Raw genomic sequence first — 21,888 nt, 5'->3', positions numbered from 1 at the left:
TATGCATCATTCACTACAACGTATCGGGTTGATTCCCTTTTTACTGCTAAGCGCATGCTCGCTGTGGCCTGAGTATGAAAAACCTTCAGTCGCCATTCCCGAAACATTCAAGCAGGCCAATGCAGTGAATGGCTGGAAAACCAGTCAGCCTGGCGATGAGCAGTTGCGGACTGCCTGGTGGGAAAGTTACCAGGACGCGCAATTGAACAGCCTGGTCACGCAGGCATTATCCGCCAACCAGAACCTGGTATTGGCCGAGGCCAATTTCCGCCGCGCTTCAGCTGCTTCTTCCGTCAACCGCTCGGCACTGTGGCCTACGGTCACCGCCAACGGTTCCGCCACGCGCGCCAAACGCAGTACCAACGCTATCAGGATAGGCAGCGATCCTATCCTGGAGACTTATAACCTGAGCCTGAACGCATCCTGGGAACCGGATATCTGGGGGCGCATCCGTAAACAGATTGAATCCGGTGACGCCCTGTTGCAGGCGAGCAAAGCCGATATCGAAGTCAGCAAACTATCGCTGATCGCCAGCCTGGCACAGGAGTACTTCCAGTTAAGGGTGCTGGATACGCAACTGGTGCTGATAGATGACACACTCAAGGCACTTGATCGTTCCAAACAGGTCACCATCAATCGCTATCGTGCCGGGGTTGCTACCAAAACAGACGTCAACCAGGCCGATGCCTTGCACAAAAATACGCAGGTCGTTGCCGCTGAAACACGTTTGCAACGCGCACAAAGCGAACATGCGATTGCCTTACTGCTAGGCAAGGCGCCAGCCGAGCTTTCCATCGCCGCCAGCCCGTTTAATATGCAGACGCAACTGACGCCACCTTCCGTGCCTGTCAGCCTGCCCGCCGCGTTACTGGAAAGACGCCCGGATATCGCCGCTGCCGAACGCCGGGTTGCCTCAGCCAATGCGGAGATAGGCATCGCCAAAACTGCTTACTTTCCTTCCTTGAATTTGACTGCAGGGGCGGGCTACCAGAGTAATGCCTTTAGTAACCTGATTTCCACACCTAGCCGCATCTGGTCAATCGGGCCACTGATTGCACTCAATGTGTTTGATGGTGGACTGCGCAAGGCGCAAACCAATGCGGCCATTGCTGGCTACGATGCCACAGTAGCCCAATACCGGCAAACAGTACTGACTGCCTTCCAGGAGGTCGAAGATCAACTGGCGGCCATCAGCCTGCTATCCGAAGAAGCCGGATTCCAGCAAGCTGCTATCAAAGCTTCCAGTGATGCCTTGCAGGAATCCACCAACCGCTATAAAGCCGGGACACTGGATTACCTCAATGTCATTACCTGGCAGACCAACACCCTCAATAACCAGCGCAACCTGATTGCCATCCATGGCAGGCAATTGCAAGCCAGCGTTGCATTGATCAGGGCCATAGGCGGCGGCTGGAGTAATAGTCTCAACGCTACTAGCAATCTGAACACCACTAATAACCTGAACACCACTGGTGGCCCTAATTCGCAAACCCCTCATTAATCATCAAGAGAATGACATGACACAAGCTACAAATAGAAACGCGCACCACACCATAGAACCGATTTTCATAGACCGCTGGTCACCACGTGCCTATACCGGCGAAGCGATAGATGACACCACCTTGCGCAGCCTGTTTGAAGCGGCAAGGTGGGCACCTTCTGCCAACAACTCGCAACCGTGGCGTTTTATCTATGCCAAAAACGGTTCTGCGCATTGGGATGGCTTATTCGCATTACTCAATGAAAACAACCAGCGCTGGGTCAACCGTGCCGCTGTGCTGATTGCACTGGTCTCGAAGAAAACACATGTACGCCAGGGTGAAACAGCACCGTCCCCATTAAAAAACCACTCTCTGGATGCAGGCGCTGCTTGGGCCAGCCTGGCTTTTCAAGCCTACCAATCCGGCTGGCGTACACGTGCGATTGGTGGATTTAATCGTGATGCAGCGCCTGCAGCACTAGGCGTACCGGAAGGCTACCAGGTAGAGATTTTAATTGCCGTGGGCAAGCAAGCCGATAAATCGGTATTGCCGGAAGACTTTCATGAACGCGAACAACCAACGCCAAGAAAATCGATAGAGCAATTTGTGGCAGAGGGTACGTTTAGTTTTAGCGAATAATTCTAGAAAAAAGATTGTGTAAAAGCCAGGTGGAGACCATGCGTTTAAATTCAACGTTTCCAATCATGCCTTCCCTGGCAAAACATTTTATGCGACTGGCGCAGCTGGAAGGTCGTAAGGCACTGCCAAAATGTCTTCCAAACCCACCAATAGGGTGTGTTTTAGTCAGGGATGGGCGAGTGATTGCCAGCGGATATACCCAGTCACCCGGGCAATATCATGCAGAGGCCATGGCGCTTTCGCAGCTAGAAGGAGATTTATCAGACGTCATTGCTAATGTCACGCTGGAACCATGCTCATTTCATGGCAGAACGCCATCTTGTGCCAAAGCTTTGGTGACAAGAGGGATTAAGCGTGTTGTGGTCTCTATGCCAGACCCCGACCCTCGTAATGCTGGCGCAGGTATTGAAATGCTTAAAGCAGCGGGCGTCGAGGTGACTGTAGGTGTTTTAGAAAAAAGCGTGCTAAAAGATATTGGCCCTTATTTAGCCAAGTCCTATGGGCATGGTGACAAGGACAGTCATGTTGATACTCCGATGACGTATTAGCTAGCTGAATTCATGAATCTTAGACATCTTAAACAGCAAGATTTACCGGCACTATTGAGCTTATATGCGCATTTGCATGTGTCAGATATGCCTATGCCATCTGCATCAGAAGTTGAAGCTGTGTGGGCCGAGATCCAGGCAAATGACCGCATCCGGTATTTCGGTGTTTTTGTGAATGATCAGTTGGTTTCGAGTTGCACCATTGCTGTCATTCCCAACCTGACCAGGGGTTGCCGTCCATATGCGGTGATTGAAAATGTGGTGACACATTCAGCGCATCGCAAACATGGCTACGGAAACGCCATTCTGCAATCAGCCCTGACGTATGCCTGGTCGGCAGGTTGCTACAAAGCCATGCTGCTCACCGGACGCAAGGATGAAGAAATATTACGTTTCTATCAGTCTGCGGGGTTTGATCCCAACAGTAAGCAGGCATTTGTTGCAAAACTTGATGATGCAGCACTTGCAATGGAGAGGCGTCGTTCGTAATGCGCGCAGTGCTATTTGACCTTGATGGGACGCTTCATGATCGCGCTGCAGGTCTTGTGGCATTTGTAAGGGATCAATTTATCCGTTTTGGCATTGATCCAAAACAGTTGAACAGGTTTGTCAGTCGTTTCATCGCGCTGGATGCCAATGGCAAGGTCTGGAAAACAGAAGTGTATTCTCAACTCATCAAAGAATTCGAGTTGATGGGCAGTCCTACAGTTGAAGCGTTGGTGAAAGAGTACCTTGGTCTTTATCCAGGCTTTGCAATGCCTATGGCAGATGCCAAGTATGTTCTCGAGATATTAAAAACACGCCAAATAGTAGTTGGAATTGTGACAAATGGTCGCAGTGACCTTCAACGCTCGGTGATCACGGCGCTGGGGTTTGATGCATTAGTAAGTGCGATTGTGATTTCGGAAGAAGTAGGTGTTCGTAAACCGCAACGCGAGATTTTTGATAGAGCTTTAAAGAAGCTAGGTGTTAGCGCTGCAGAAACTATATTCGTTGGTGATGACGCGGTTGCAGACATAGAAGGTGCATTAAATGCTGGCCTTTATACGGTGGCGTTTCACTGTGTGGCTCCTGAGGAGGTAACGTCGACGAATACCTTGAGAGAGGTGTTACAGGCAATTGACTCCAGGTTTGATACACATCACCTTGCGACAGGTAATGCAGCATGAGGATTAAGCAACGATATGCAATTTATAAAGGGACACTATGAAATTTAAATGTATTGAATTCTCGTGGCGTGCGGCCTTTATCGGCCTATATCTCACTCCTGAGCGTGACAGGCTTTGGGTGACGATTATCCCTTTCTTCCCGCTTTATTTTAAGAAAACCTAATTCCGCAGCGAGCATTAGCTATGAGCTTTATTAAACAATTACAAGCATCCTGGCAAAGCAGCGATTCCTTGCTTTGTATCGGCCTTGATCCAGATATGGAACGCTTTCCAAAATCACTGGCGTCAGGCGCTGACAATATATTCAGGTTTAACCAGGCCATCATCGATGCGACGCATGATCTGGTATGTGCATACAAACCGCAAATTGCCTACTTTTCCGCTCTGGGTGCGGAGCAGCAACTCGAGAAAACCATTGCCTATATTAAATCCAATTATCCGCATATCCCGGTCATCCTGGATGCCAAGCGCGGCGATATTGGCAGCACGGCAACACAATATGTCAAAGAGGCGTTTGTGCGTTACCAGGTCGATGCCGTCACGGTGAACCCATATATGGGGTTCGATTCAGTCAAGCCATTCCTGGATTATCAGGATAAAGGCGTCATTGTGCTGTGTAAGACTTCGAATGAAGGAGCTTCGCAACTACAGGAAGTCCGATTGCAGCAAACAGATTCAGATGGTGAGCCAGTGTATGAATATATTGCGCAGCTGGCCGCTACAGAGTGGAATTTTAATCACAACTGCCTGTTGGTGATGGGCGCGACCTGGCCGGAACAGGTCGCCAAGGTAAGAAGTATTGTTGGCGATATGCCATTTCTGGTACCTGGCGCCGGGGCGCAGGGCGGCGATGTTGGCAGTATCGTGAAAGCTGGTCAAACGGCAGATGGCACTGGGCTCATCATCAGTGCTTCCAGAAGTATTCTCTATGCAAGTAATCATGCGGACTTTGCCGAAGCAGCGAGAACGCAGGCTGAGGCATTAAAGCAGGCCATCAATAGTCATAGAAACAAACATGCAACCGCTGTATGACACTATAGGGCTAAGTTACAGCCAGACCCGTTGTGCGGATGCCGCCATTACCGCTACATTGGCTGAATTGCTGGCTGTGCAAGCGCAAGGCGATTACCTCGACCTGGCTTGCGGCAGCGGGAACTACACCCTGGCATTGGCCGCGTTGGCAGGCGCATGGCACGGTGTTGATATCTCGGAAACCATGATACGGCAAGCCAGTGCGCATAGAGCATCGCAGCAGCACCCACATCATTCCAGCATCCATTGGCAATTAGGCAAGGCGAATGCGTTGCCATATGCGAATGATTTTTTTGATGGCGTGATATGCACACTGGCAATCCATCACTTTGCTGATTTGCATCAATCATTCAGGGAAGTCCATCGCGTCATGCATGAGGGCCGATTTGTGTTGTTTACAGCTTTTCCCAAGCAGATGCGCGGCTACTGGCTGTGTCATTACTTCCCACAAATGATGAAACGTGCCATAGCGCAAATGCCGACTGAAGCAGCAGTGACCAACGCATTACACGCTGCCGGGTTCGAGGTTGAGCGCGTTGTGCCGTTTTGCGTGAGCAATGCTTTGGAGGACCTGTTTCTGTATTCCGGCAAAGCACGGCCCGAGCAATACCTGGACCCTCAGGTGCGTGCCAATATGTCTTCTTTCGCTTCACTATGTTGTGACACAGAGCTTGCTGCTGGCTTGCAACGGTTAAAGCAGGATATTGAGTCGGGTGCCTTTTCTCAGGTAGCAGATAGCTACCGCATAGGGCAGGGGGATTATGCCTATGTGGTGGCGCGTAAGTCGCTTTAGTCGCAGTTAACAAACTCAATCCTAAAGTTGCTTCACCAACACCTTTGATAGTAGTGCTGTTGCTCAGGCAACAGCTTGCTCGTCATATTCATTACTCCGCTAACTAAAAATTTAAAAACACCTTTAAATACATAAGGTTATTTTTTGATTTTAAAGTGCTTAATAGATGCTTATGTTGGCACGAAAACTGCAAATCATGCGTTAGCCCGTAATTGAAAGCACAGGTTTGTGCTGACTTCATGAAGGAGAAAATAATGGCTAATCAATTTTATTGGCAGCTTCCTACCTCTGGCGATGCACGCTATGGCGATGCCACCAAACAGCGTCGCGGAGAAGCTTCTGATCCACATTATCCGGTGTTCGGTAGCGGCGTCACAGACCCGCGTAAAAACGCATTCAACTATTACGACTATATCCACCAGGTCACCAAAGCAGCGGATATCTCCGGCTTTACCGGCGTGTTTATTCCGGATAATCCGGATGGGGAAGAACCCTGGATTGTTGCTGGTTATATTGCCAGAAGCACGCAGCGTTTACGCCTGTTGACACAGTTTGATGCTTCCAGGGGTTCCGCCGTATATGCCGCAAAAAATGCTGTGAGTTTTCAGCGTTATACCGGTGGCCGTTTTGCCTGGCACATTACCGAAGGCAACAGCGATGAGCATACGCGTAAACAGCTGGGTGACTTCGTTCCTAAAGAAGATATCCTGGCGCGGATTGATGAGTTCATCACCGTTGCCAAAGGCGTATTGACGACTTACCCGTTCAACTTTGTCGGGCGCTTTTTTGAAGTACAGGATGGTGGTTTTCAAGGGCCACTAGCTAACCGTGAAGTACCTCGCGTTTACCTGAGCGGCAATTCGCCTGAGCAGCTTGCGCTTTCAGCCAAACATGCTGATGTACACGTGCTGGATGCGGCCGATCATCAACTCATTGCGCAACAGATTGCGCAATACCAGAAAGCCGCCAAAGGTCATCCTGAATTTGCATTGCGCATTGATGTGCTGGCGCGTGAAACACGTGAAGAAGCGGTGGCGGATGCCAAGCGATTCCTTGGCCAGACGGATGCCGCTATTCCTAAAAATGATGCTGCTGTGCTGTGGTCAGGATTTGCCGAGCGTTTCACTGGCGCCAAGGCTTCACTAATCGGCAGTTATGATGAAGTGGCCGCCGCCCTGGCTGCTTATGCCAATCTGGGCGTGACGCAATTCGTACTAGCCGCCGTACCGCACTTTGAAGAAGCCTACCGCGTGGGCAGCTATGTCTTGCCATTGGTGCGCGAGTTAACCAATCCGGCGCAAAAGCAGGCTGCCTAGGATTATTGAGGAGATAAAAATGACAATAGATGTTTTCTGGAGAATTCCAACCCACGGCGAGCCCACATCACACCGGGCGCGTTCACCATTTCGTGGTGACTGGTTCCCCGGCAATGATAACCAGACACTGAGCGGCTTGAGCGGCGGTGGCGATGATGGCTTCACTTATATTGATTATCTGGCAGAGATCGCGCGTGCCGCAGAAATCTCCGGCTTTCAGGGTGGCTTGATTCCTTCTTTCCCCAATACGGATGAGCCTTGGGTGATTTCAGCCTTTCTGGCACGTGAGACCAAGAACTTCCGTTTTATGATCCCGTTCCAGCCTGGTTTCCTGAATCCGGTCACGGCTGCGCGCATGACTGCCAGCTTGCAACGTGCTACCGGTGGCCGTGCGCTGTATAACGTGATTACTGGCGGCGGCGGTCCCTCACAATTGTGGTGGGGGGATCCTGTAAAACATGATGACCGTTATGGCCGCACCACCGAGTTCCTGGATGTATTGAAAGGCATCTGGGCGGGTGGCCCGTTCTCTTACAACGGCCAGTTTTACCAAGTCGAAGATGCTGGCCTGCCAGACCCGCTGTCTAAAGAGGAATACCCTGAGATTTATTTCTCAGGTTCTTCTGATGCGGCATTGGCTTCAGCTTCCAAACATGCAGATTACTACCTGACATGGCTCGAACCGTTTGAACAGATCAAAGACAAGTTTGCGCGCGTGAAAGAGCGTACCGATCATCTGGGTCGCAAGATCAAGTGCTCGATACGTGTAGACATCGTGGCCCGCCCTACGGAAGAAGAAGCCTGGCGCGAAGTCAGCCGTGGCTTTGATAATATTCCTCGAGAAGTGCTGGAACGTTACAAAGCACAAAATGCCGGTGATTCAGTGGGTGCCACCCGTCAGCGTGGCCTGAGACCACAGACTATCAATAGCTACAAAGACTTTATCCTGGCGCCTAACATCTGGACCGGATTCAGCTTGCTACGTGGTGGCCAAACCCTGGGTATTGTCGGTAGCTACGAAAACGTGGCCGCTAGACTGGATGAACTGGTGCAACTAGGTACGGATGCCTTTATTCTCGCCAGTACGCCACACCTGGAAGAAGCTTACCGCGTGGGTGAAGAAGTCTTGCCACTGGTACGCGGCAAGACCGGTGCGAGTAATTTACGCGCGGTCGCCTAAGCCTGGCGGGTACACATGGCCATTTCCGGTATCAGTCACATCACGTTTATTGTGCGTGATGTCGATCTGACGGCCAAGATCTGGATTGATGGTCTGGGTGCGGAAGAAGTCTACGATAGTGGTGATCAGACTTTCTCTTTATCCCGCGAAAAGTTCTTTTTATTAGGAGGAGTCTGGGTCGCCGTCATGCAAGGCGAACCGGGCTCCAGATCCTATCGGCATATTGCCTTACAAGCTACCGCAGATGATCTGGTTCAAGCTGAAAGTCGTTTGCGACGCCTGGGCGTTGAGATAAAGCCTGCCAGGCCAAGAGTCACTGGCGAAGGCGAGTCACTGTATTTTTATGATTTTGATGACAACCTGATCGAACTGCATACCGGCACGTTGCGAGAAAGGCTGCATAGCTACCAAAAAGGGCTGGATGGCCAAGCCTTAATCTAAACACTCTTAAGCTTCATAGAAGAATTCCTCATGAGTCTCGCAATAGCTATTAAAAAAAACTCCCAACTGTCCGGCGATTTTTTACTCAGATCGGGCAAACGTAGCCAGACTTATTTTGATAAATACCGTTTTGAAGCAGATCCAATATTACTGAAAGACATCGCCCTGGCGCTGGTGCCTCTGATCCCTGCTGGCACCCAGGTACTGGCAGGGCTGGAGTTAGGCGGCATCCCCATCGTCACCATGCTCAGCCAGTTAACGGGCTTGCCTGCCGCATTTATCAGAAAAGAAGCTAAAGCCTATGGCACCTGCCGTTATGCAGAAGGTGCCGAATTAAACGGCAAACGATTTGTCTTGATAGAAGATGTGGTCTCCAGCGGCGGCGCCATTTTAGACGCGATCAAGCTGCTGAAAGCAGATGGGTTGTCAGTCGACTATGCCATCTGCGTCATAGACCGCGAGACAGGCGGACAGCAAGCGCTGCAAGCTGCTGGCGTGACGCTGAAGGCGCTGCTGACTATGTCTGAGATAGAGCAGGCAGAGTCATGAATCATAGGTGAGCCGTTTTTAGCGTACACCATTCTTAAGGGTAGACATTTTTTAATGAGCTATGAGATATCAAGCATCACGGTCGCGCATCTGCAAGGCTTTGCGGCGGCGGTTGCCAGTGTGGTGCGAGAGCAAATATACCTCTCATTCAATGAACCGCCCAGCGCTGAAATGACCCGTGACTTTGTACTAAGGAATATCAACGGCCATTGGCCGCACTATGTTTTACTGCATGATAATGGCGGTGAAAAAACAGTGATAGGCTGGTGTGATATCACGCCATTGGAGAGATCGATCTACGCGCACGTTGGAGTATTAGGCATAGGTATCATAGAGGCGCATAGGGATAAGCAGCTGGGCAAGCGTTTAATACAAACGGCACTGGCTGCGGCTAAGAAAAAGGGTTTATCCCGGGTCCAGCTAACCGTCAGGCAGCACAACTATCGTGCCATCCGGCTGTATGAGCAGTTTGGATTCGTCAAAGAAGGATTGCATGTCAATGCCGAAAAGAGAGATGGCCAGTTTGAAAACCTGATCTCTATGGCATTGCTTTATACAGAAAATAACGGATACGACATCATGGAGCATTCAAATGACTAATAGTCTCAAATACACGGCAAACGATTTCCACCCTGAAGTGCTGCGCCTGTTCGACAAGCTGGTGCACGGAGATATAGACAGACGCGAATTCATAGCTAAAGCCACCAGGTTTGCCGGTGCATTTACCGCAGTCGGGCTGCTGGACGCACTGAACCCGAAATTCGCCCATGCGCAGAAAGTTGCCAGCCAGGACGTCAGGCTGCAATCTCACACGGTAGAGATAGACTCACCCAAAGGCTATGGCAAAGCCAAAGGCTATCTGGTCAAACCGGCCGAGGTCAAAGGCCCGTTGCCGGTGGTGTTGGTGATTCACGAAAACCGCGGTTTGAATCCGCATATTGAAGATATCGCACGCCGGATTGCGCTGGAAAACTTCATTGTGTTTGCACCAGATGCTTTATTCCCGCTAGGTGGCTACCCAAGTGATGAAGACGCAGCGCGTGAGCTATTCAAACAGCTGGAACAGCCCAAAGCGCATGAAGATTTTGTCGCCGCTTTCCATTGGTTGAAACAGCTGCCAGAGGGCAACGGCAAAGTCGGCGTGATCGGTTTCTGCTATGGCGGCGGGATTTCAAATTTGCTAGCAACGCGCCTGCCTGACCTGGCAGCTGCTGTGCCTTTCTATGGCAGCGCGCCATCCTTGGAATTAGTGCCAAATATCAAATCGCCCTTGTTAATCCATTTTGCCGAAAATGATGAACGCGTCAATGCCAGCTGGCCACCTTATGAGCAGGCGTTAAAGGTAGCGAATATTCCCTATCAGGCATATATCTACCCAGGCACACAGCACGGATTCAATAATGATACGACGCCACGGTTTGATGAAGCGGCGGCGACTCTGGCATGGCAACGTAGCATTGCATTCTTTAATACATATTTGAGAAAGTAATCGTCGGTATACGATATGGAAGGCTATCCAGGTGTGATGGATGTTTGCTTGATTACAACAAACATCTTTCCTGACTATAAGCTAAAAACTTGAGACGCATACTTATCACTGGGAATGCAGGTTCTGGCAAGACAACCCTTGCCATGGAGGTCGCCACTTTTACAGGTTTTCCATACGTAGGTTTAGACATGATAGTCTGGCAGCCACAGTGGCAAAAAACGCCAAAGTCTGATCGTACTAGACAGGAATTGTTGATTGCGAATCAGGATACCTGGGTTGTTGACGGGGTGTCAGATGCGTTATTAGAGGCTGCAGATACCGTCATCTTTCTAGACTTTCCAAGATACCTCTGTTTATGGCGTGCATGTTGCAGAAATCTGCCTTATTTGTTCCGTTCACGACCAGGCCTGCCTGAACGATGCCCGGAAATCCTCATTATTCCCACACTGCTGAAAATAATCTGGTTATTCCCTAAGCGTGTTCGCCCACAAATCATTGAGACTTGCCAGTCAAAACACCAGTTGATATTTCATATCTGCTCTCGCAGAGATTTACAGGATTTTAGAGCGGCGATTCAATTGCAGCATGTTTCAACTCAGCAGAAAGGTTGAGGGCGCGGATATTAAATAATCCGCTTAACACCCTACGTACAATGAATTATTTACTCTGGGATTTTGATGGAACACTAGCGGAACGCCCTGGATTATGGTCTCAGTGCCTTGCTGATGTAGTCAATGAAAACCAGCAGACCAAACATTTCCAACGTCATCACTTTAGCCCGCACCTCTCAACCGGGTTTCCTTGGCATACCCCAGAAATTACACATGAACATATTCTGACTGCAGAAGCCTGGTGGGAAAATTTAGAAAGCACACTCATTCAAGCGCTCGTTAAAGGGGCTCAGCTCTCCTTAGCGGAAGCTACTTTACTCATTCCTAACACTCGTATGCGCTACATCGATCCAACAGGCTGGCAAGTGTATGAAGACACTGTTCCAACGCTGAAGCAATTATCAAAGGACGGCTGGCAGCACCTTATATTATCCAATCATGTTCCTGAGTTACCCGCGCTGGTTGAGAGTCTTGGGCTTACCGAACATTTTCAATCAATTTACACCTCTGCGATTACAGGCTTTGAGAAACCTAACCCGGCTGCTTTTCAATATGTCTTGAAACAATTACCGCAGGATGCAAACGTGATTATGATAGGTGACAGCTATGAGGCTGATGTTCTGGGTGCACAATCAATCGGGCTCGCAGCGATTCTTGTCCGCAACCATCATGCTGAGATGCCTGAATTGTTAAACCTACATAAACTACCTGACATTCTGCGCGTTAAACTCGACTCGGCAACCTTTTAGATTCGTAGTTCAGCTTGCACTTATTCGCGCCATATTATGAAGTGTAGATGGTAATTCTGACATGCTGGAAAAGGTCTGCCTTTTTTATTGTCCTGAGGTTATAGCTATCCTTTTTCAGGCGCACGTGTTGACCACCAGATACAAGCCAATAGCAATAACTGCAGCGGTAAACGCAGGGTGAGTGCCCAATAAGGAACCTCTGGAAACTGGCCAGGGTTTTGCCACATGAAAATATTGGCAGGCGTCACTGCAATGGTTAAAAGAATCAGGCCCCAGCCAGCAATACGCCGGGTGCGGTTAAATAAAATGCCTATCGCACCTATTAACTCGAATGCGCCGCTGACAAGCACTAACAACCTATGTTCAGGTAACCAGAGCGGTACGATTTTCACCTCAAGATCAGTGAACAGAAAGTGAGCGAGGCCGCCAATGAAAAACCATATAAACACGAAACTCAGACCTAAGACTCTTGCCAGTCCAAGGTTGCCGTTACCTGCTTTTTCTATGTACATATTAGGTCCGTGACAATAAGTGAGAATATGAACGTCTGACAGAAGGAGGGCACTTTAGTGCGTGGTTCGCTTAGTGAGATGAGCTTATTTTCTGCCACCCTTGCTCATAGTACACAGGGTATGCGCACAGAGATGTAGATTAGCAAGTCAACTCATGAAGAATAGATGGCAATTCAGACATGCTGGAAAACGTATTAATACCTTTTTCTGTTTTGGCTTGTGGCGCATAGTGAAATGCATGCATACCCGCAGAGGCTGCTGCTTCGAGTCCAATGACACTATCTTCTATCACTATGCAGTTTTCTGGCGCGAATCCCATTGCCTTTGCTGCATACAGGAACAATCCTGGGTCGGGTTTCCATGAGACAACGGTGTAAGAACTGAAATATCGCTCCCCAAAAAACGGTGTCAGCCCTGTCACTGCAAGCGCATGTTTAATTTTTTCAGAAGGCCCGCTCGATGCAATACAAAAGGGTAGTTCCAGTGCTTTCAGCATGTCCGGCACGCCTTTAACTGGTTTTAGCTCAGTCGCGAAAGCATCCGCCACTCTTTGCCGGTAAATGTGTTCGAAATTTTCTGGTAATGACGACGGAATTTTGCGTTCGATTTCGCTGAGAATTTCCGCTAATTTTTTTCCACGGAATTGATCAACGAGTTGTTCAACCGTTTCATTGAGTGATGGGATTAAATCAAGAAATGCTTGATTACAAAGCGTTTCACTGTCAATCAGAGTGCCATCAAGATCGAAGATTACAAGCAATCGTGACATATACTATTTTTCAAAACTGCTGTGATGCCGGCACTTGCTTTGAGCAAGCCTACTTTATTCGTTTCTGCAAACCGTCTAGCCAACAAAGCAAGCTTTAATAATTGATTAGGAATCGATGAAGTCATATCTCAGTTTTAGCTTACAAAAACTTAATGCTCGGGTACAACATATTCAAATGCCCAGAAAAAGTGCCACGATGTATACCGAGGTAAGCATCCCAAGCCATTTGCGACGAGTGCATGTAATTGGTCAGCGCTGGGAAAGTTTTTGAGGATTTTATGTCTGGAGCCATCGGCCAACGTTCGCGATTGGTAAGTATTGCCAAACTTATCGCGTTCGCAGATAGCTGACGAGCTTCCTTCAACGAAAACATTGTCCAGTAGCAAGACTTTTGCGCCTGGCTGCAATGCTTTATTCAACCCGGTGAGAAATTCGATCTGCCGCTCAATGAGAACATGCGAAAACCAGAAACCGGCAAATGCAGCGTTAAAAGTGCGTTCATCTGTTCTTGGCGCGTATGCGTCATCAATAGCGAACGATACATTACTTGCTGGAATTCTCTGTCTGGCGATTTGTAGCGTTTCTTCAGCACTATCTATTGCATAAATAGAAGAGGCTTCAGGCGCAATAAATTGTGTCCAGTAACCTGTGCCGCAGGCAATTTCCAAAATACGCTTGCCTTGTAAAATCGATGGCAGCCATTGTTCAATTGAGCGCAGATCAATCTGACGTTCCGGCTTCTCGTAAACAGCATCATATTCACTTGCACGCGAGGCGTAATAGGACTGTATGGGCGTGAACTTATGTTGCAATGTAAAATTACGGCCGACCCAAAAAGTCCTGCTTGCCAACATCCAACCCAATATTTCGCAGCACCGCATAAGCCGTGGTCAGATGGAAGTAGAAGTTAGGCAAGATATTGTTCAGCAAATGCGTCTGGCCTTGCACCACTCTTACTTCGGTACCACGCGGGATGGAGATTTCACGTAATTCCTGGCCGTCAATCTGGCTGGCTTCCAGGCCTGACAAAAATTCGATTGAAGCTTTGATCAGGGCTTGGTAGTCAGCAATGGTGGTTAATGGCAGGTCAAATACAGGGGGCGGAAGTCCGGCCAGTCTGGCGGAATAACTTGTGGCGTGATCGGCGACGCGTTGCAATTGGCGGCCAAAGGTAAACATATTTGGGTAGAGGCGGGTTTCTAGCAACACGCTTTGTTCTATCTTTTTCTCGGCGGCAAAGGCGGTGGCTTTATCCAGGATCAGGGATAAATTGCCGAGAAATTTAATAAATACCGGGACGGATACTTGATAAAGAGAAATGCTCATATTGAGATCACCATTCGTAGTTAAAGTTAAAATCAGGCTTAGGCGACTGCCAGATGGCCTTTGGATTGCAGGGAAAATAGCCGGGCATACAGGCCTTGGGCTGCCAGCAATTCATCATGTGCGCCTCTCTCAATCACACGCCCATATTGCAGCACCAGGATAATGTCTGCGTTCATCACTGTGCTTAGCCTATGCGCAATTATCACTGAACTGCGGCCTGACACCAGTTGCTCCAGCCCTTGCTGGACCAGGTGTTCGGATTCGGAATCCAGCGCGCTGGTGGCTTCATCCAGGATAATCAGTTGCGGATCCTTGAGGATAGCTCGGGCAATGGCGACGCGTTGTTTCTCACCGCCTGACAGCTTGATGCCACGCTCGCCGACCAGGGTTTCGTATTGGTGGTCCAGGTGCAGGATAAACTCATCGGCATGTGCTGCCTTGGCTGCGGCAATCACTTCCTCTGTCGTTGCACTGGGGCGGGCAAAGGCAATGTTTTCGCCTATGCTGTCGTTGAACAGGGCGACATCTTGCAGCACAACGCCCATCACGGCACGTATGCTGCGCTGCTGGTAATCCCTTAAATCTATGCCGTTGATCAGGATACGCCCTTCAGTCGGGTCGTAAAAGCGCATCAGCAGTTTCACAATAGTCGTTTTGCCACTGCCACTGGTGCCTACAAGCGCTAGCGTTTGTCCAGCCGAAATATGGAAAGACACTTGTTGCAGCGCGCTGATTTCTTTGCCCGGGTAACGGAAGGTGACATTCTCGAAAGTGATGGTTTCCAGCTGCCTGAGCACGATGGCATCTGCTTTGTCATGATGTTCCGCTTCTACATCCAGCAGTTCTATCAGACGCTCGGCGCTGCTCTCGATTTCACTGGCCTGGTTAACCTGTCGCGAAATCGGGGCGATGGTACTGATCAGGTTCTGGCTCAGGGTTAATACCAACAGGATGTCACCGGTGGTATAAGCGCCTTTCAGGGCGCCATTCACTGTCAGTGCCACGGCGGCAAATACACCAAAAGTATTGACGACATTCAAGCCCTGTTCAGATTTCCACTGCGTTTTATGCAGGTTGTCGCGCACGATGCGCCACTCTGCTTGTGTGTTGTCATAGCGTTGTTTTACTGCTGGCTCACCGCCAAAGCTTCTCACCGTGGCGATATTGCCGACCATTTCTGCCAGTAAACCTGTCATCCGGCCCGCTAATGCCTGCCAGCCGCGGCGGTGTTTATGGGTCCAGCCTACTGTCCGGTATGAAATCCAGAAGTTGATGCCCAGCACCACGGTCATGATCAGGCCAATCACCGGTGCTTTAAGCAGTAACACGGTCAGGATAAACAGCATTTGCAGAAGGCCAGACAGCGTGCCTTCGGTGAGCGACGATAGCCACATGGTAATGCTGGTAATGGTGCCAAACCTGTCCATGATTTCGCCGACACGGGTTTTCTCGAAATAGTCGATAGACTTTTGCGTCATATTGTCGAATACGCGCTGGCGGAAGGTGCTGACGGTATCCAGCCAAAGGTCATCCGCTTGTTTGTTTTGAATTGCACCGAAAATAACGACGCCCAGACGCAAGGCGAAAAATACGCCTAGTAAAACGGTCACGCTCCAGGTGGCTTCTGCCTGGGTGATCGCCCCGGAAAACATGCGGGAAATAACATCGACGATAAATTTGTAGATGTAAGGTGTGGCGGTATTGATAAATCCGAGCGCGGTGCCTACCAGGATGACACCGACGACTTTCCCTTTATATTCGGGAATAAACTGAATGGCACGCCATACGTTTTTCATAAATGATTTCTCTTTCAAACTACTTCAATGAAAAGGGTTGTCCCTAATCCAACCGTAAGCACTATCAAACTTCGTGCCATGTTTTTCCTGAATGAAATCAACGTGGCTAAACTTTACGGCGGGGACTAAATGTTGATGCATGTGCACTTGATGTTTGCCAAGTGTTGATTTTTCAGCAATCGGTGAAAGTATTTCTTGTAACTCAAGGGCAGGGTTGGGGGCTTGAAATAAGGGGGGGATATGCCCCTCATTGCGTTAAAACACCAAAACTCAGAAGTCAGCTGAAGAGGGCGCGTAGATGTTAGTTTGTTGAGATATTACTTTTGATTTTGGCCAGCAAAATCAGCAGCGTTTTGTATTCCTCTTCACTTAACCCTTGTACGGCCAATTCAGACAATTCTCTTTCTGACGTCTTCAGGCTCTCAAATACCTTAATGCCTTCAGGCGTCAGGCTAAGCCTTGAAATCCTTCTATCCGATTCATCCGGCTTGGCATCCAGCAACCCTTTACTGCGTACTTCTGTAATCAACCTGGCGATTTGCGCTTTGTCCTTACCTGTATACGACACCATATCGCTCAATGTCGCATCAGGATGACGGGCGAAAAATCCCAGCACCTTGTGTTGCATATGCGTCAGGTCCACGCCGCTTTCCTGGATAAACCGGTATTGGCGCGCGCGGAAATGATGCATCAGGCGATGAATGGTTTCGAACACCTGATGCTTATCATCCGGATTATGGTTGACTTTGTCTACTTTTTTATTCATCATAGTTGATATTATCAACTAAATAACACATCATGGAAACTGTCTTGAAAAAACGTCACTTTGAAAGAGTCCGCTTTGAGCTGCAACAAAGGTCAGTGGTGGTGTCGCGTGTAGAAAGAACCAGTGAAGGCTTTATCACAATAGTGTTTACCGGCCCCTTGCTTGCCCAATTCAATAGCCTGTCGTTTGATGACCATATTAAATTTATCTTTACTAACGCGGCGGGTGAAACGGTCCGGCGGGATTACACGCCGCGCAGTTTCAACACCGCAACGCAAGAATTAGCTATTGAGTTTGCATTGCATGCGCATGGCGATGCTTCTGATTGGGCCAAAAATGCCAAACTAGGTGATAGCGCAGTGATTGCCGGACCTAAAGGCTCCATGGTGATTCCCAGGGATTTCGATTGGCATTTATTGATCGCAGATTCTTCGAGTTTGCCAGCATTGGCACGCAGGCTTGAAGAATTGCCGGTAGATGCCCAAATGATGGCTTTTATTCAGGTTGAGCATGTGAATGACCGGCGCAAATTTGAAACATTGAACAGTCAAGTAATCACATGGGTTGAAACGCACCAGGAGGTAGTCACACTGGTAGAGGGGCTTGCTTTACCGGCTGGTGAAGGATTCAGCTGGGTAGCTGGCGAGCATGCGTTTGCTTTGCAGGTCAGGGATATCCTGCTAGAAAAAGGACAAGCGAAAGAGCTAATGAAAGCGGCCGCTTACTGGAAAAAGGGCGCGGCAAATTTCCATGAAAAAATCTAGATTACTGTTGCTAGTCATCCAGACGATGCATTAATTATGAAATTGGATACTTAGAATAGATGAGTATGAGCCGTGCGGAATTCATTCATTTAATCTGTTTAATTCAGTGGTATTTTCCGAGGTGTGGCATTCTAAAATTTCCACATCCTTTTCTTTGAAAGTTAACTTTTCCACCGTATTAATGTTACTTGCGAACTTGTTGTTCAACTCACCACATTTATGCGTTCTTTTATTCACAAATGATAGGTATTCCTTTTTCCTTGTATCCAGAATCGCGGCTGGTGCCGAACCATCATTAATCAGCTTGGTAAAAGTACTGCGCAGTCTCAATTCAGACAGGCTCCAGAGATTGAACACCAGAATGTTTCTTGATGGTTCTTTTTGTAGCACATGCTCAGGTTCCTGTCTGTGACTAATTTCAGGAGTAGATTCTGCACTGGTTGATGGATTTCCAGCGACGAATTCTGCTGGCTTACTATATTCAGCAGCCGGTGCAGTTGCTTCACGTTTTTTTCGGGATTTAGAAGGCGCTTTTAATTCGGTTTTTGGTGGCTCCACCTGTTCTACAGCCGCAGGTGCGTTGTCTTGAGCATCCAGCGCCGCTATTTCCGGTGTCGTCACGGTTTGTACACGTACGGGCTGGTTCAACAGCGGGGCTGTGGGTACTTCTTCCTGTGAAATCAGGGCGGCCAGGATCACTATAATCAGACCGATTAATACGATATTCAGTTTGCCGATTTCCATGATGCCATTTTGAAAAGATGGTGACTGCATGGGCTTGCTGTTTCTGCTTGAAAGCGATTTGTTTTCTCGCTCAACACAGGCTTTTTCGGGGTGATGCGTGCTACTCATTCATTTATCCCAATGTTTTTGGATCATACCGATTTTATTTAATCGCCCACAATGCCTTAAAAGTCTTCATGACTCAAGTACTTTGCACCTTCGGAGGCCTTTTTAGCCTAGCGTTGAGGGTGAAGAAGTCAATGCTGCGCATACAATTTCACAGTCTTTATTGTAAACTCATGAGGGGAAATTGATGCCTGGAATAAACATGGGAAAACCCTCTCCAGCGCTCAATTAAAATAAATCACAAAAAATAAAAAAGGTTAAGCCATGACGTTTTCTTTAGGTCTGCAGCGGGATCGCTTAAAGTTACTTGCTTTGGGTGCATTTCTTCTAAGTGCTTCTTCATTTTCAACTGCCGCCAGTGATAGCGCCCGCATCATTAGCACACCTGTTGAGAAGAATGCTATTAAGCAACCAACATCCGGTAAAGTCACGCCAAATAAATCGTCTGTGGTCGGCTTGATCAACCTTGAGGAAGTGATGCCGGATTGCCAGCAGCAAGTAAGCAAAGCCAAAATTAAAAGTGTTCAGCGCAGTGAGAGTGGTATTACCACTGAGAGCATTACCTTCAGCTTGGCTAACGGTAATGTCACCCTTGCTACGCATATGAGCGACAATCCGGTGTTAACGCTTGATGACCTGATGGATGCGACCAAATTTATCAAGGTGGGAAATACTTATTTTATTCATTTCCAGATTTGTGAGCAGACACAAGAGCGCAGCCTGATCAATATTTACGCAATATAGGCAGGATGGCAGTGTGAAAAATTTATTTGCCGGAGATCAACAACTCAACGCTACTGGCCTCTGCCAGTCGTATGACGGACACGTGCTCACGCTCGAAAGCGCTGATTAACTCTTTCAGGGTGTTGTTCGGCAGGGCGCTGTCAATATTGAATGCCAGGAATTCCAGGTCGGCCAGCACTCCAAGCACAACCAATGAATGACGCTCCTTGAAATTAATCCTGTCTATGAAAATCGCCTGGATATTTCTCACTGAGCTGCAAGCGCGCCCTACGGCTGAGATGAGGTCCCAGCCAACTTCACGAATCGCGAAGTCATAATTGGCACCATCAGCGATGGCTTCTGCTTCGGCTCTATCGGTAAAGAAATAATCGACATTACGATATTTGCTGGAAAAGGCTACATGTGGCGCCTTAGCCGTTTCAGCAGCCAATAACAAATCAGCAGTTAAAAAACTGCTGATGATTATCAACGCTGAAATTAGCCTGCGCATTTGAAGTTTTGGTTAAGCTGCAGCGAGCTCAGCATGCGTCTCTTCAGCATTCAAGCTGGCAAAAACGTGATTACCTTTAATTGAAAGTTTAGGTTGTTGCTGTTTTGGCTCAATATTGTTCTGTTCTGAGTCAGGTGAAATAGTGTGAGATTCTTCACGCAATATGGCATCAATATAAAAGCTTTTATTTTTGTTATTCTTTTTATTAACTTTATAGAAGTTGCCAGTATTGGTGGCTTGCATTGCAACTGGTAAAACAGCTACATTCTGAATTCCATCATTGCTATCAATGAAATTAGACGCCGTTTGTTGCGAACCTGGATTGATAGATGCACCGATGGAAATAATGGTTACGATGGAGCCGATTGACATAATCACTACTGCGGCAGCTACAGCGCCAGCAGTAATTGCAGCTAGTGAGATCGCGCTTGTAGCGCTGTTTGTGCCTGAAGATTGTGACATTTTGTGTCCTCCCTCTGATTTTTTAATTTGGTGAAATGCATTTATTTCAATGAAGGCTCAATAATGCTGATTTATCAAATTCGGCTCCATACACCTTTGGCTGAATATCGTGTAGGAATATTCGTACAAAAACCTACATTGACCGAGGAAGATGAAGCCTGGTTTTTGCTTGAATATCCAATCACTTAGCTGGTTTTTTAACTAGAAAGGTGATATGCAAATAAAAGTTCCTGATTAGACTCATGGTGTGATGTAAGCTGACTTTTTTGGAGCTATTTAAGGGCGGTTTTTCCAGTTAAAAATACACTGGTATTTAAGCAACTTCTTTACAGATATGGCGTCTGTGGTTAATGTGATTTGCAGAATCCAATTTAAGATGACATGGATATCAATTAAAGCCTTTGAATTCGGAGAAGAAGTTTGAACATGCCAGGCAAACAATCATTAGCACCATTCAATCACGCACTAGGCCTTGTCAGCATGTTGCTAGTGAGCCCGGTAGTATTGGCAGAAACCAATATTGACAGGCAGACCGAAACTGCCATGCCGCGCCAGAAAAATATGTATGGCCTGGGCGTTGGTGTGATTCCAAAAACTTCGGGCTCCAAAGATCAGCGCATGCTGATCTTGCCGGTCATCAATGCCAATTATGGCGAGCGCTTTTATATCAATGGGTTGCAGGCTGGCGTCTGGTTACTGGAGTCTGATGACAAACGTATCCGGATGGGCTTGTCTGCCGATGCAAGGTTTGGCTGGGATGCCGATGACAGCAGCCGTACCAAAGGCATGAACGACCGTGATTTTTCTGTAGATGTCGGCCCCGTGCTACGCTGGCAGACAGATTACGGCACCATCAACGCACAATGGGGATTCGATGCCGGCGGTGCCAGCAACGGCCAGAATGTGCAGCTACAATTTATCCGCAGCCTTTACCGGTCTGAGCGGTTCCGCGTGAATGGCCTGGTTGGCGTGCAATGGAACAACCGCAAATTTAATGACTATTACTTTGGCGTCGATGCCGATGAAGTTCGCGCCGATCGCCCAGCCTATCAGGCTAAGGCGGGCACGCAATTGCAACTGGGCGTTAATGGGATTTATAGTGTGACTGCTGATCAGGCCGTGTTTTTCGGGCTGATTGCCAATCGTTTGGGTAATCAGCAGGCTGATAGCCCGATTGTGGAAACACGTTTTCAACCACTGGGGTACGTGGGTTATTCCATCGGCTTTTAAAACGCCACTCCCCATCAGGTTTCAATCCTGTAACAAAACAGGCCAACCGCCTATCACGCATCAACAATGTTGGTAAGGGTGGTTGGTCTTTTATCATACCAGTTCATCATTCGGACCCTTATCAACATTCAGATATCACTTGCCGGTTGCGTCGTTGTTGATGCTCGCATTCTATGAAATAAT

The 21,888-nt window shown here is 48.3% G+C and carries 26 protein-coding genes; 17 read left to right on the top strand and 9 right to left on the bottom strand.

The window, feature by feature from the left end; genetic code table 11:
- Position 1 precedes the first annotated feature (1 nt).
- The 14 genes from ACFQ2T_RS02835 to ACFQ2T_RS02770 all read left to right on the top strand — a co-directional run bounded on the left by ACFQ2T_RS02835 (position 2) and on the right by ACFQ2T_RS02770 (position 11,997).
- Positions 2-1,501 (top strand): efflux transporter outer membrane subunit, encoded by a 1,500-nt coding sequence (locus ACFQ2T_RS02835; protein ID WP_379030210.1) that lies wholly within the window; start codon positions 2-4, stop codon positions 1,499-1,501.
- 16 nt (positions 1,502-1,517) lie between these two features.
- Positions 1,518-2,120 (top strand): nitroreductase family protein, encoded by a 603-nt coding sequence (locus ACFQ2T_RS02830; RefSeq protein WP_379030207.1) that lies wholly within the window; start codon positions 1,518-1,520, stop codon positions 2,118-2,120.
- 38 nt (positions 2,121-2,158) lie between these two features.
- Positions 2,159-2,668, top strand: a complete 510-nt coding sequence (locus tag ACFQ2T_RS02825; protein ID WP_379030205.1) for a bifunctional diaminohydroxyphosphoribosylaminopyrimidine deaminase/5-amino-6-(5-phosphoribosylamino)uracil reductase RibD — start codon at positions 2,159-2,161, stop codon at positions 2,666-2,668.
- Positions 2,669-2,680: 12 nt separating this feature from the next.
- Positions 2,681-3,157 carry a GNAT family N-acetyltransferase gene (locus ACFQ2T_RS02820; protein WP_379030202.1) on the top strand — a complete coding sequence of 159 codons (477 nt, stop codon included), beginning with the start codon at positions 2,681-2,683 and terminating at the stop codon, positions 3,155-3,157.
- Positions 3,157-3,837, top strand: a complete 681-nt coding sequence (locus tag ACFQ2T_RS02815) for an HAD family hydrolase (protein WP_379030199.1) — start codon at positions 3,157-3,159, stop codon at positions 3,835-3,837. The genes ACFQ2T_RS02820 and ACFQ2T_RS02815 overlap by 1 nt, the downstream gene beginning before the upstream one ends.
- Positions 3,838-4,020: 183 nt before the next feature.
- Positions 4,021-4,869, top strand: coding sequence for an orotidine-5'-phosphate decarboxylase (pyrF, locus tag ACFQ2T_RS02810; RefSeq protein WP_379030196.1), 849 nt, complete (start codon positions 4,021-4,023; stop codon positions 4,867-4,869).
- Positions 4,853-5,662 (top strand): class I SAM-dependent methyltransferase, encoded by an 810-nt coding sequence (locus ACFQ2T_RS02805; RefSeq protein ID WP_379030193.1) that lies wholly within the window; start codon positions 4,853-4,855, stop codon positions 5,660-5,662. Before pyrF ends, ACFQ2T_RS02805 begins: the two co-directional genes overlap by 17 nt.
- A gap of 254 nt (positions 5,663-5,916) precedes the next feature.
- A complete protein-coding gene (locus ACFQ2T_RS02800; RefSeq protein WP_379030191.1) occupies positions 5,917-6,978 on the top strand; it encodes an LLM class flavin-dependent oxidoreductase in 1,062 nt (353 codons plus the stop codon).
- 19 nt (positions 6,979-6,997) lie between these two features.
- Positions 6,998-8,158: an LLM class flavin-dependent oxidoreductase gene (locus tag ACFQ2T_RS02795; RefSeq protein WP_379030188.1), complete on the top strand. Its 1,161-nt coding sequence runs from the start codon at positions 6,998-7,000 to the stop codon at positions 8,156-8,158.
- Between the two features lie 15 nt (positions 8,159-8,173).
- Positions 8,174-8,599, top strand: a complete 426-nt coding sequence (gene fosX / locus ACFQ2T_RS02790) for a FosX/FosE/FosI family fosfomycin resistance hydrolase (protein ID WP_379030185.1) — start codon at positions 8,174-8,176, stop codon at positions 8,597-8,599.
- Positions 8,600-8,629: 30 nt separating this feature from the next.
- Positions 8,630-9,148, top strand: coding sequence for an orotate phosphoribosyltransferase (pyrE, locus tag ACFQ2T_RS02785; RefSeq protein ID WP_379030183.1), 519 nt, complete (start codon positions 8,630-8,632; stop codon positions 9,146-9,148).
- Between the two features lie 54 nt (positions 9,149-9,202).
- On the top strand, positions 9,203-9,748 hold the full coding sequence (locus ACFQ2T_RS02780) for a GNAT family N-acetyltransferase (protein ID WP_379030180.1): 546 nt from the start codon (positions 9,203-9,205) through the stop codon (positions 9,746-9,748).
- Positions 9,741-10,637: a dienelactone hydrolase family protein gene (locus ACFQ2T_RS02775; RefSeq protein ID WP_379030177.1), complete on the top strand. Its 897-nt coding sequence runs from the start codon at positions 9,741-9,743 to the stop codon at positions 10,635-10,637. Before ACFQ2T_RS02780 ends, ACFQ2T_RS02775 begins: the two co-directional genes overlap by 8 nt.
- Before the next feature lie 652 nt (positions 10,638-11,289).
- Entirely contained in the window at positions 11,290-11,997 is a 708-nt protein-coding gene (locus tag ACFQ2T_RS02770) for an HAD family hydrolase (RefSeq protein WP_379030174.1), read from the top strand.
- Positions 11,998-12,101: 104 nt separating this feature from the next.
- On the opposite strand, the gene ACFQ2T_RS02765 is transcribed toward ACFQ2T_RS02770, so the two are convergent.
- The 6 genes from ACFQ2T_RS02765 to ACFQ2T_RS02740 all read right to left on the bottom strand — a co-directional run bounded on the left by ACFQ2T_RS02765 (position 12,102) and on the right by ACFQ2T_RS02740 (position 17,169).
- A complete protein-coding gene (locus ACFQ2T_RS02765) occupies positions 12,102-12,509 on the bottom strand; it encodes a DoxX family protein (protein ID WP_379030171.1) in 408 nt (135 codons plus the stop codon).
- A gap of 139 nt (positions 12,510-12,648) precedes the next feature.
- Positions 12,649-13,278, bottom strand: a complete 630-nt coding sequence (locus ACFQ2T_RS02760) for an HAD-IA family hydrolase (protein WP_379030168.1) — start codon at positions 13,276-13,278, stop codon at positions 12,649-12,651.
- A 149-nt stretch (positions 13,279-13,427) separates the two neighbouring features.
- Positions 13,428-14,132 (bottom strand): class I SAM-dependent methyltransferase, encoded by a 705-nt coding sequence (locus ACFQ2T_RS02755; RefSeq protein ID WP_379030166.1) that lies wholly within the window; start codon positions 14,130-14,132, stop codon positions 13,428-13,430.
- Positions 14,098-14,604 carry a DUF1993 domain-containing protein gene (locus ACFQ2T_RS02750; RefSeq protein ID WP_379030163.1) on the bottom strand — a complete coding sequence of 169 codons (507 nt, stop codon included), beginning with the start codon at positions 14,602-14,604 and terminating at the stop codon, positions 14,098-14,100. Before ACFQ2T_RS02750 ends, ACFQ2T_RS02755 begins: the two co-directional genes overlap by 35 nt.
- Positions 14,605-14,642: 38 nt before the next feature.
- Entirely contained in the window at positions 14,643-16,400 is a 1,758-nt protein-coding gene (locus tag ACFQ2T_RS02745; RefSeq protein WP_379030160.1) for an ABC transporter ATP-binding protein, read from the bottom strand.
- 301 nt (positions 16,401-16,701) lie between these two features.
- Positions 16,702-17,169, bottom strand: a complete 468-nt coding sequence (locus tag ACFQ2T_RS02740; RefSeq protein WP_379030157.1) for a MarR family winged helix-turn-helix transcriptional regulator — start codon at positions 17,167-17,169, stop codon at positions 16,702-16,704.
- A 41-nt stretch (positions 17,170-17,210) separates the two neighbouring features.
- On the opposite strand from ACFQ2T_RS02740, the gene ACFQ2T_RS02735 reads away from it, so the two are divergent.
- On the top strand, positions 17,211-17,930 hold the full coding sequence (locus ACFQ2T_RS02735; RefSeq protein WP_379030154.1) for a siderophore-interacting protein: 720 nt from the start codon (positions 17,211-17,213) through the stop codon (positions 17,928-17,930).
- Positions 17,931-18,011: 81 nt separating this feature from the next.
- Here the strand turns inward: ACFQ2T_RS02735 and ACFQ2T_RS02730 are convergent, their stop codons facing one another.
- On the bottom strand, positions 18,012-18,782 hold the full coding sequence (locus ACFQ2T_RS02730; RefSeq protein ID WP_379030151.1) for a hypothetical protein: 771 nt from the start codon (positions 18,780-18,782) through the stop codon (positions 18,012-18,014).
- 261 nt (positions 18,783-19,043) lie between these two features.
- Here ACFQ2T_RS02730 and ACFQ2T_RS02725 point away from each other — a divergent pair, with 261 nt between their 5' ends.
- Entirely contained in the window at positions 19,044-19,523 is a 480-nt protein-coding gene (locus ACFQ2T_RS02725; protein WP_379030148.1) for a hypothetical protein, read from the top strand.
- Positions 19,524-19,545: 22 nt separating this feature from the next.
- Here the strand turns inward: ACFQ2T_RS02725 and ACFQ2T_RS02720 are convergent, their stop codons facing one another.
- Positions 19,546-20,013 carry a hypothetical protein gene (locus tag ACFQ2T_RS02720; protein ID WP_379030145.1) on the bottom strand — a complete coding sequence of 156 codons (468 nt, stop codon included), beginning with the start codon at positions 20,011-20,013 and terminating at the stop codon, positions 19,546-19,548.
- A gap of 12 nt (positions 20,014-20,025) precedes the next feature.
- Entirely contained in the window at positions 20,026-20,475 is a 450-nt protein-coding gene (locus tag ACFQ2T_RS02715; RefSeq protein ID WP_379030143.1) for a hypothetical protein, read from the bottom strand.
- A 426-nt stretch (positions 20,476-20,901) separates the two neighbouring features.
- Here ACFQ2T_RS02715 and ACFQ2T_RS02710 point away from each other — a divergent pair, with 426 nt between their 5' ends.
- The gene (locus tag ACFQ2T_RS02710; protein WP_379030140.1) at positions 20,902-21,705 is read left to right on the top strand and encodes a MipA/OmpV family protein; all 804 of its coding nucleotides are present in this window, start codon (positions 20,902-20,904) and stop codon (positions 21,703-21,705) included.
- Positions 21,706-21,888: the final 183 nt, after the last annotated feature.

The sequence above is a fragment of the Methylophilus flavus genome (assembly GCF_042678905.1).
In the GTDB taxonomy this organism is placed as follows: Bacteria; Pseudomonadota; Gammaproteobacteria; order Burkholderiales; family Methylophilaceae; genus Methylophilus; species Methylophilus flavus.
The sequence above is the reverse complement of the archived record's forward strand: the minus strand, read 5'-3'. Positions and strand labels throughout refer to the sequence as shown.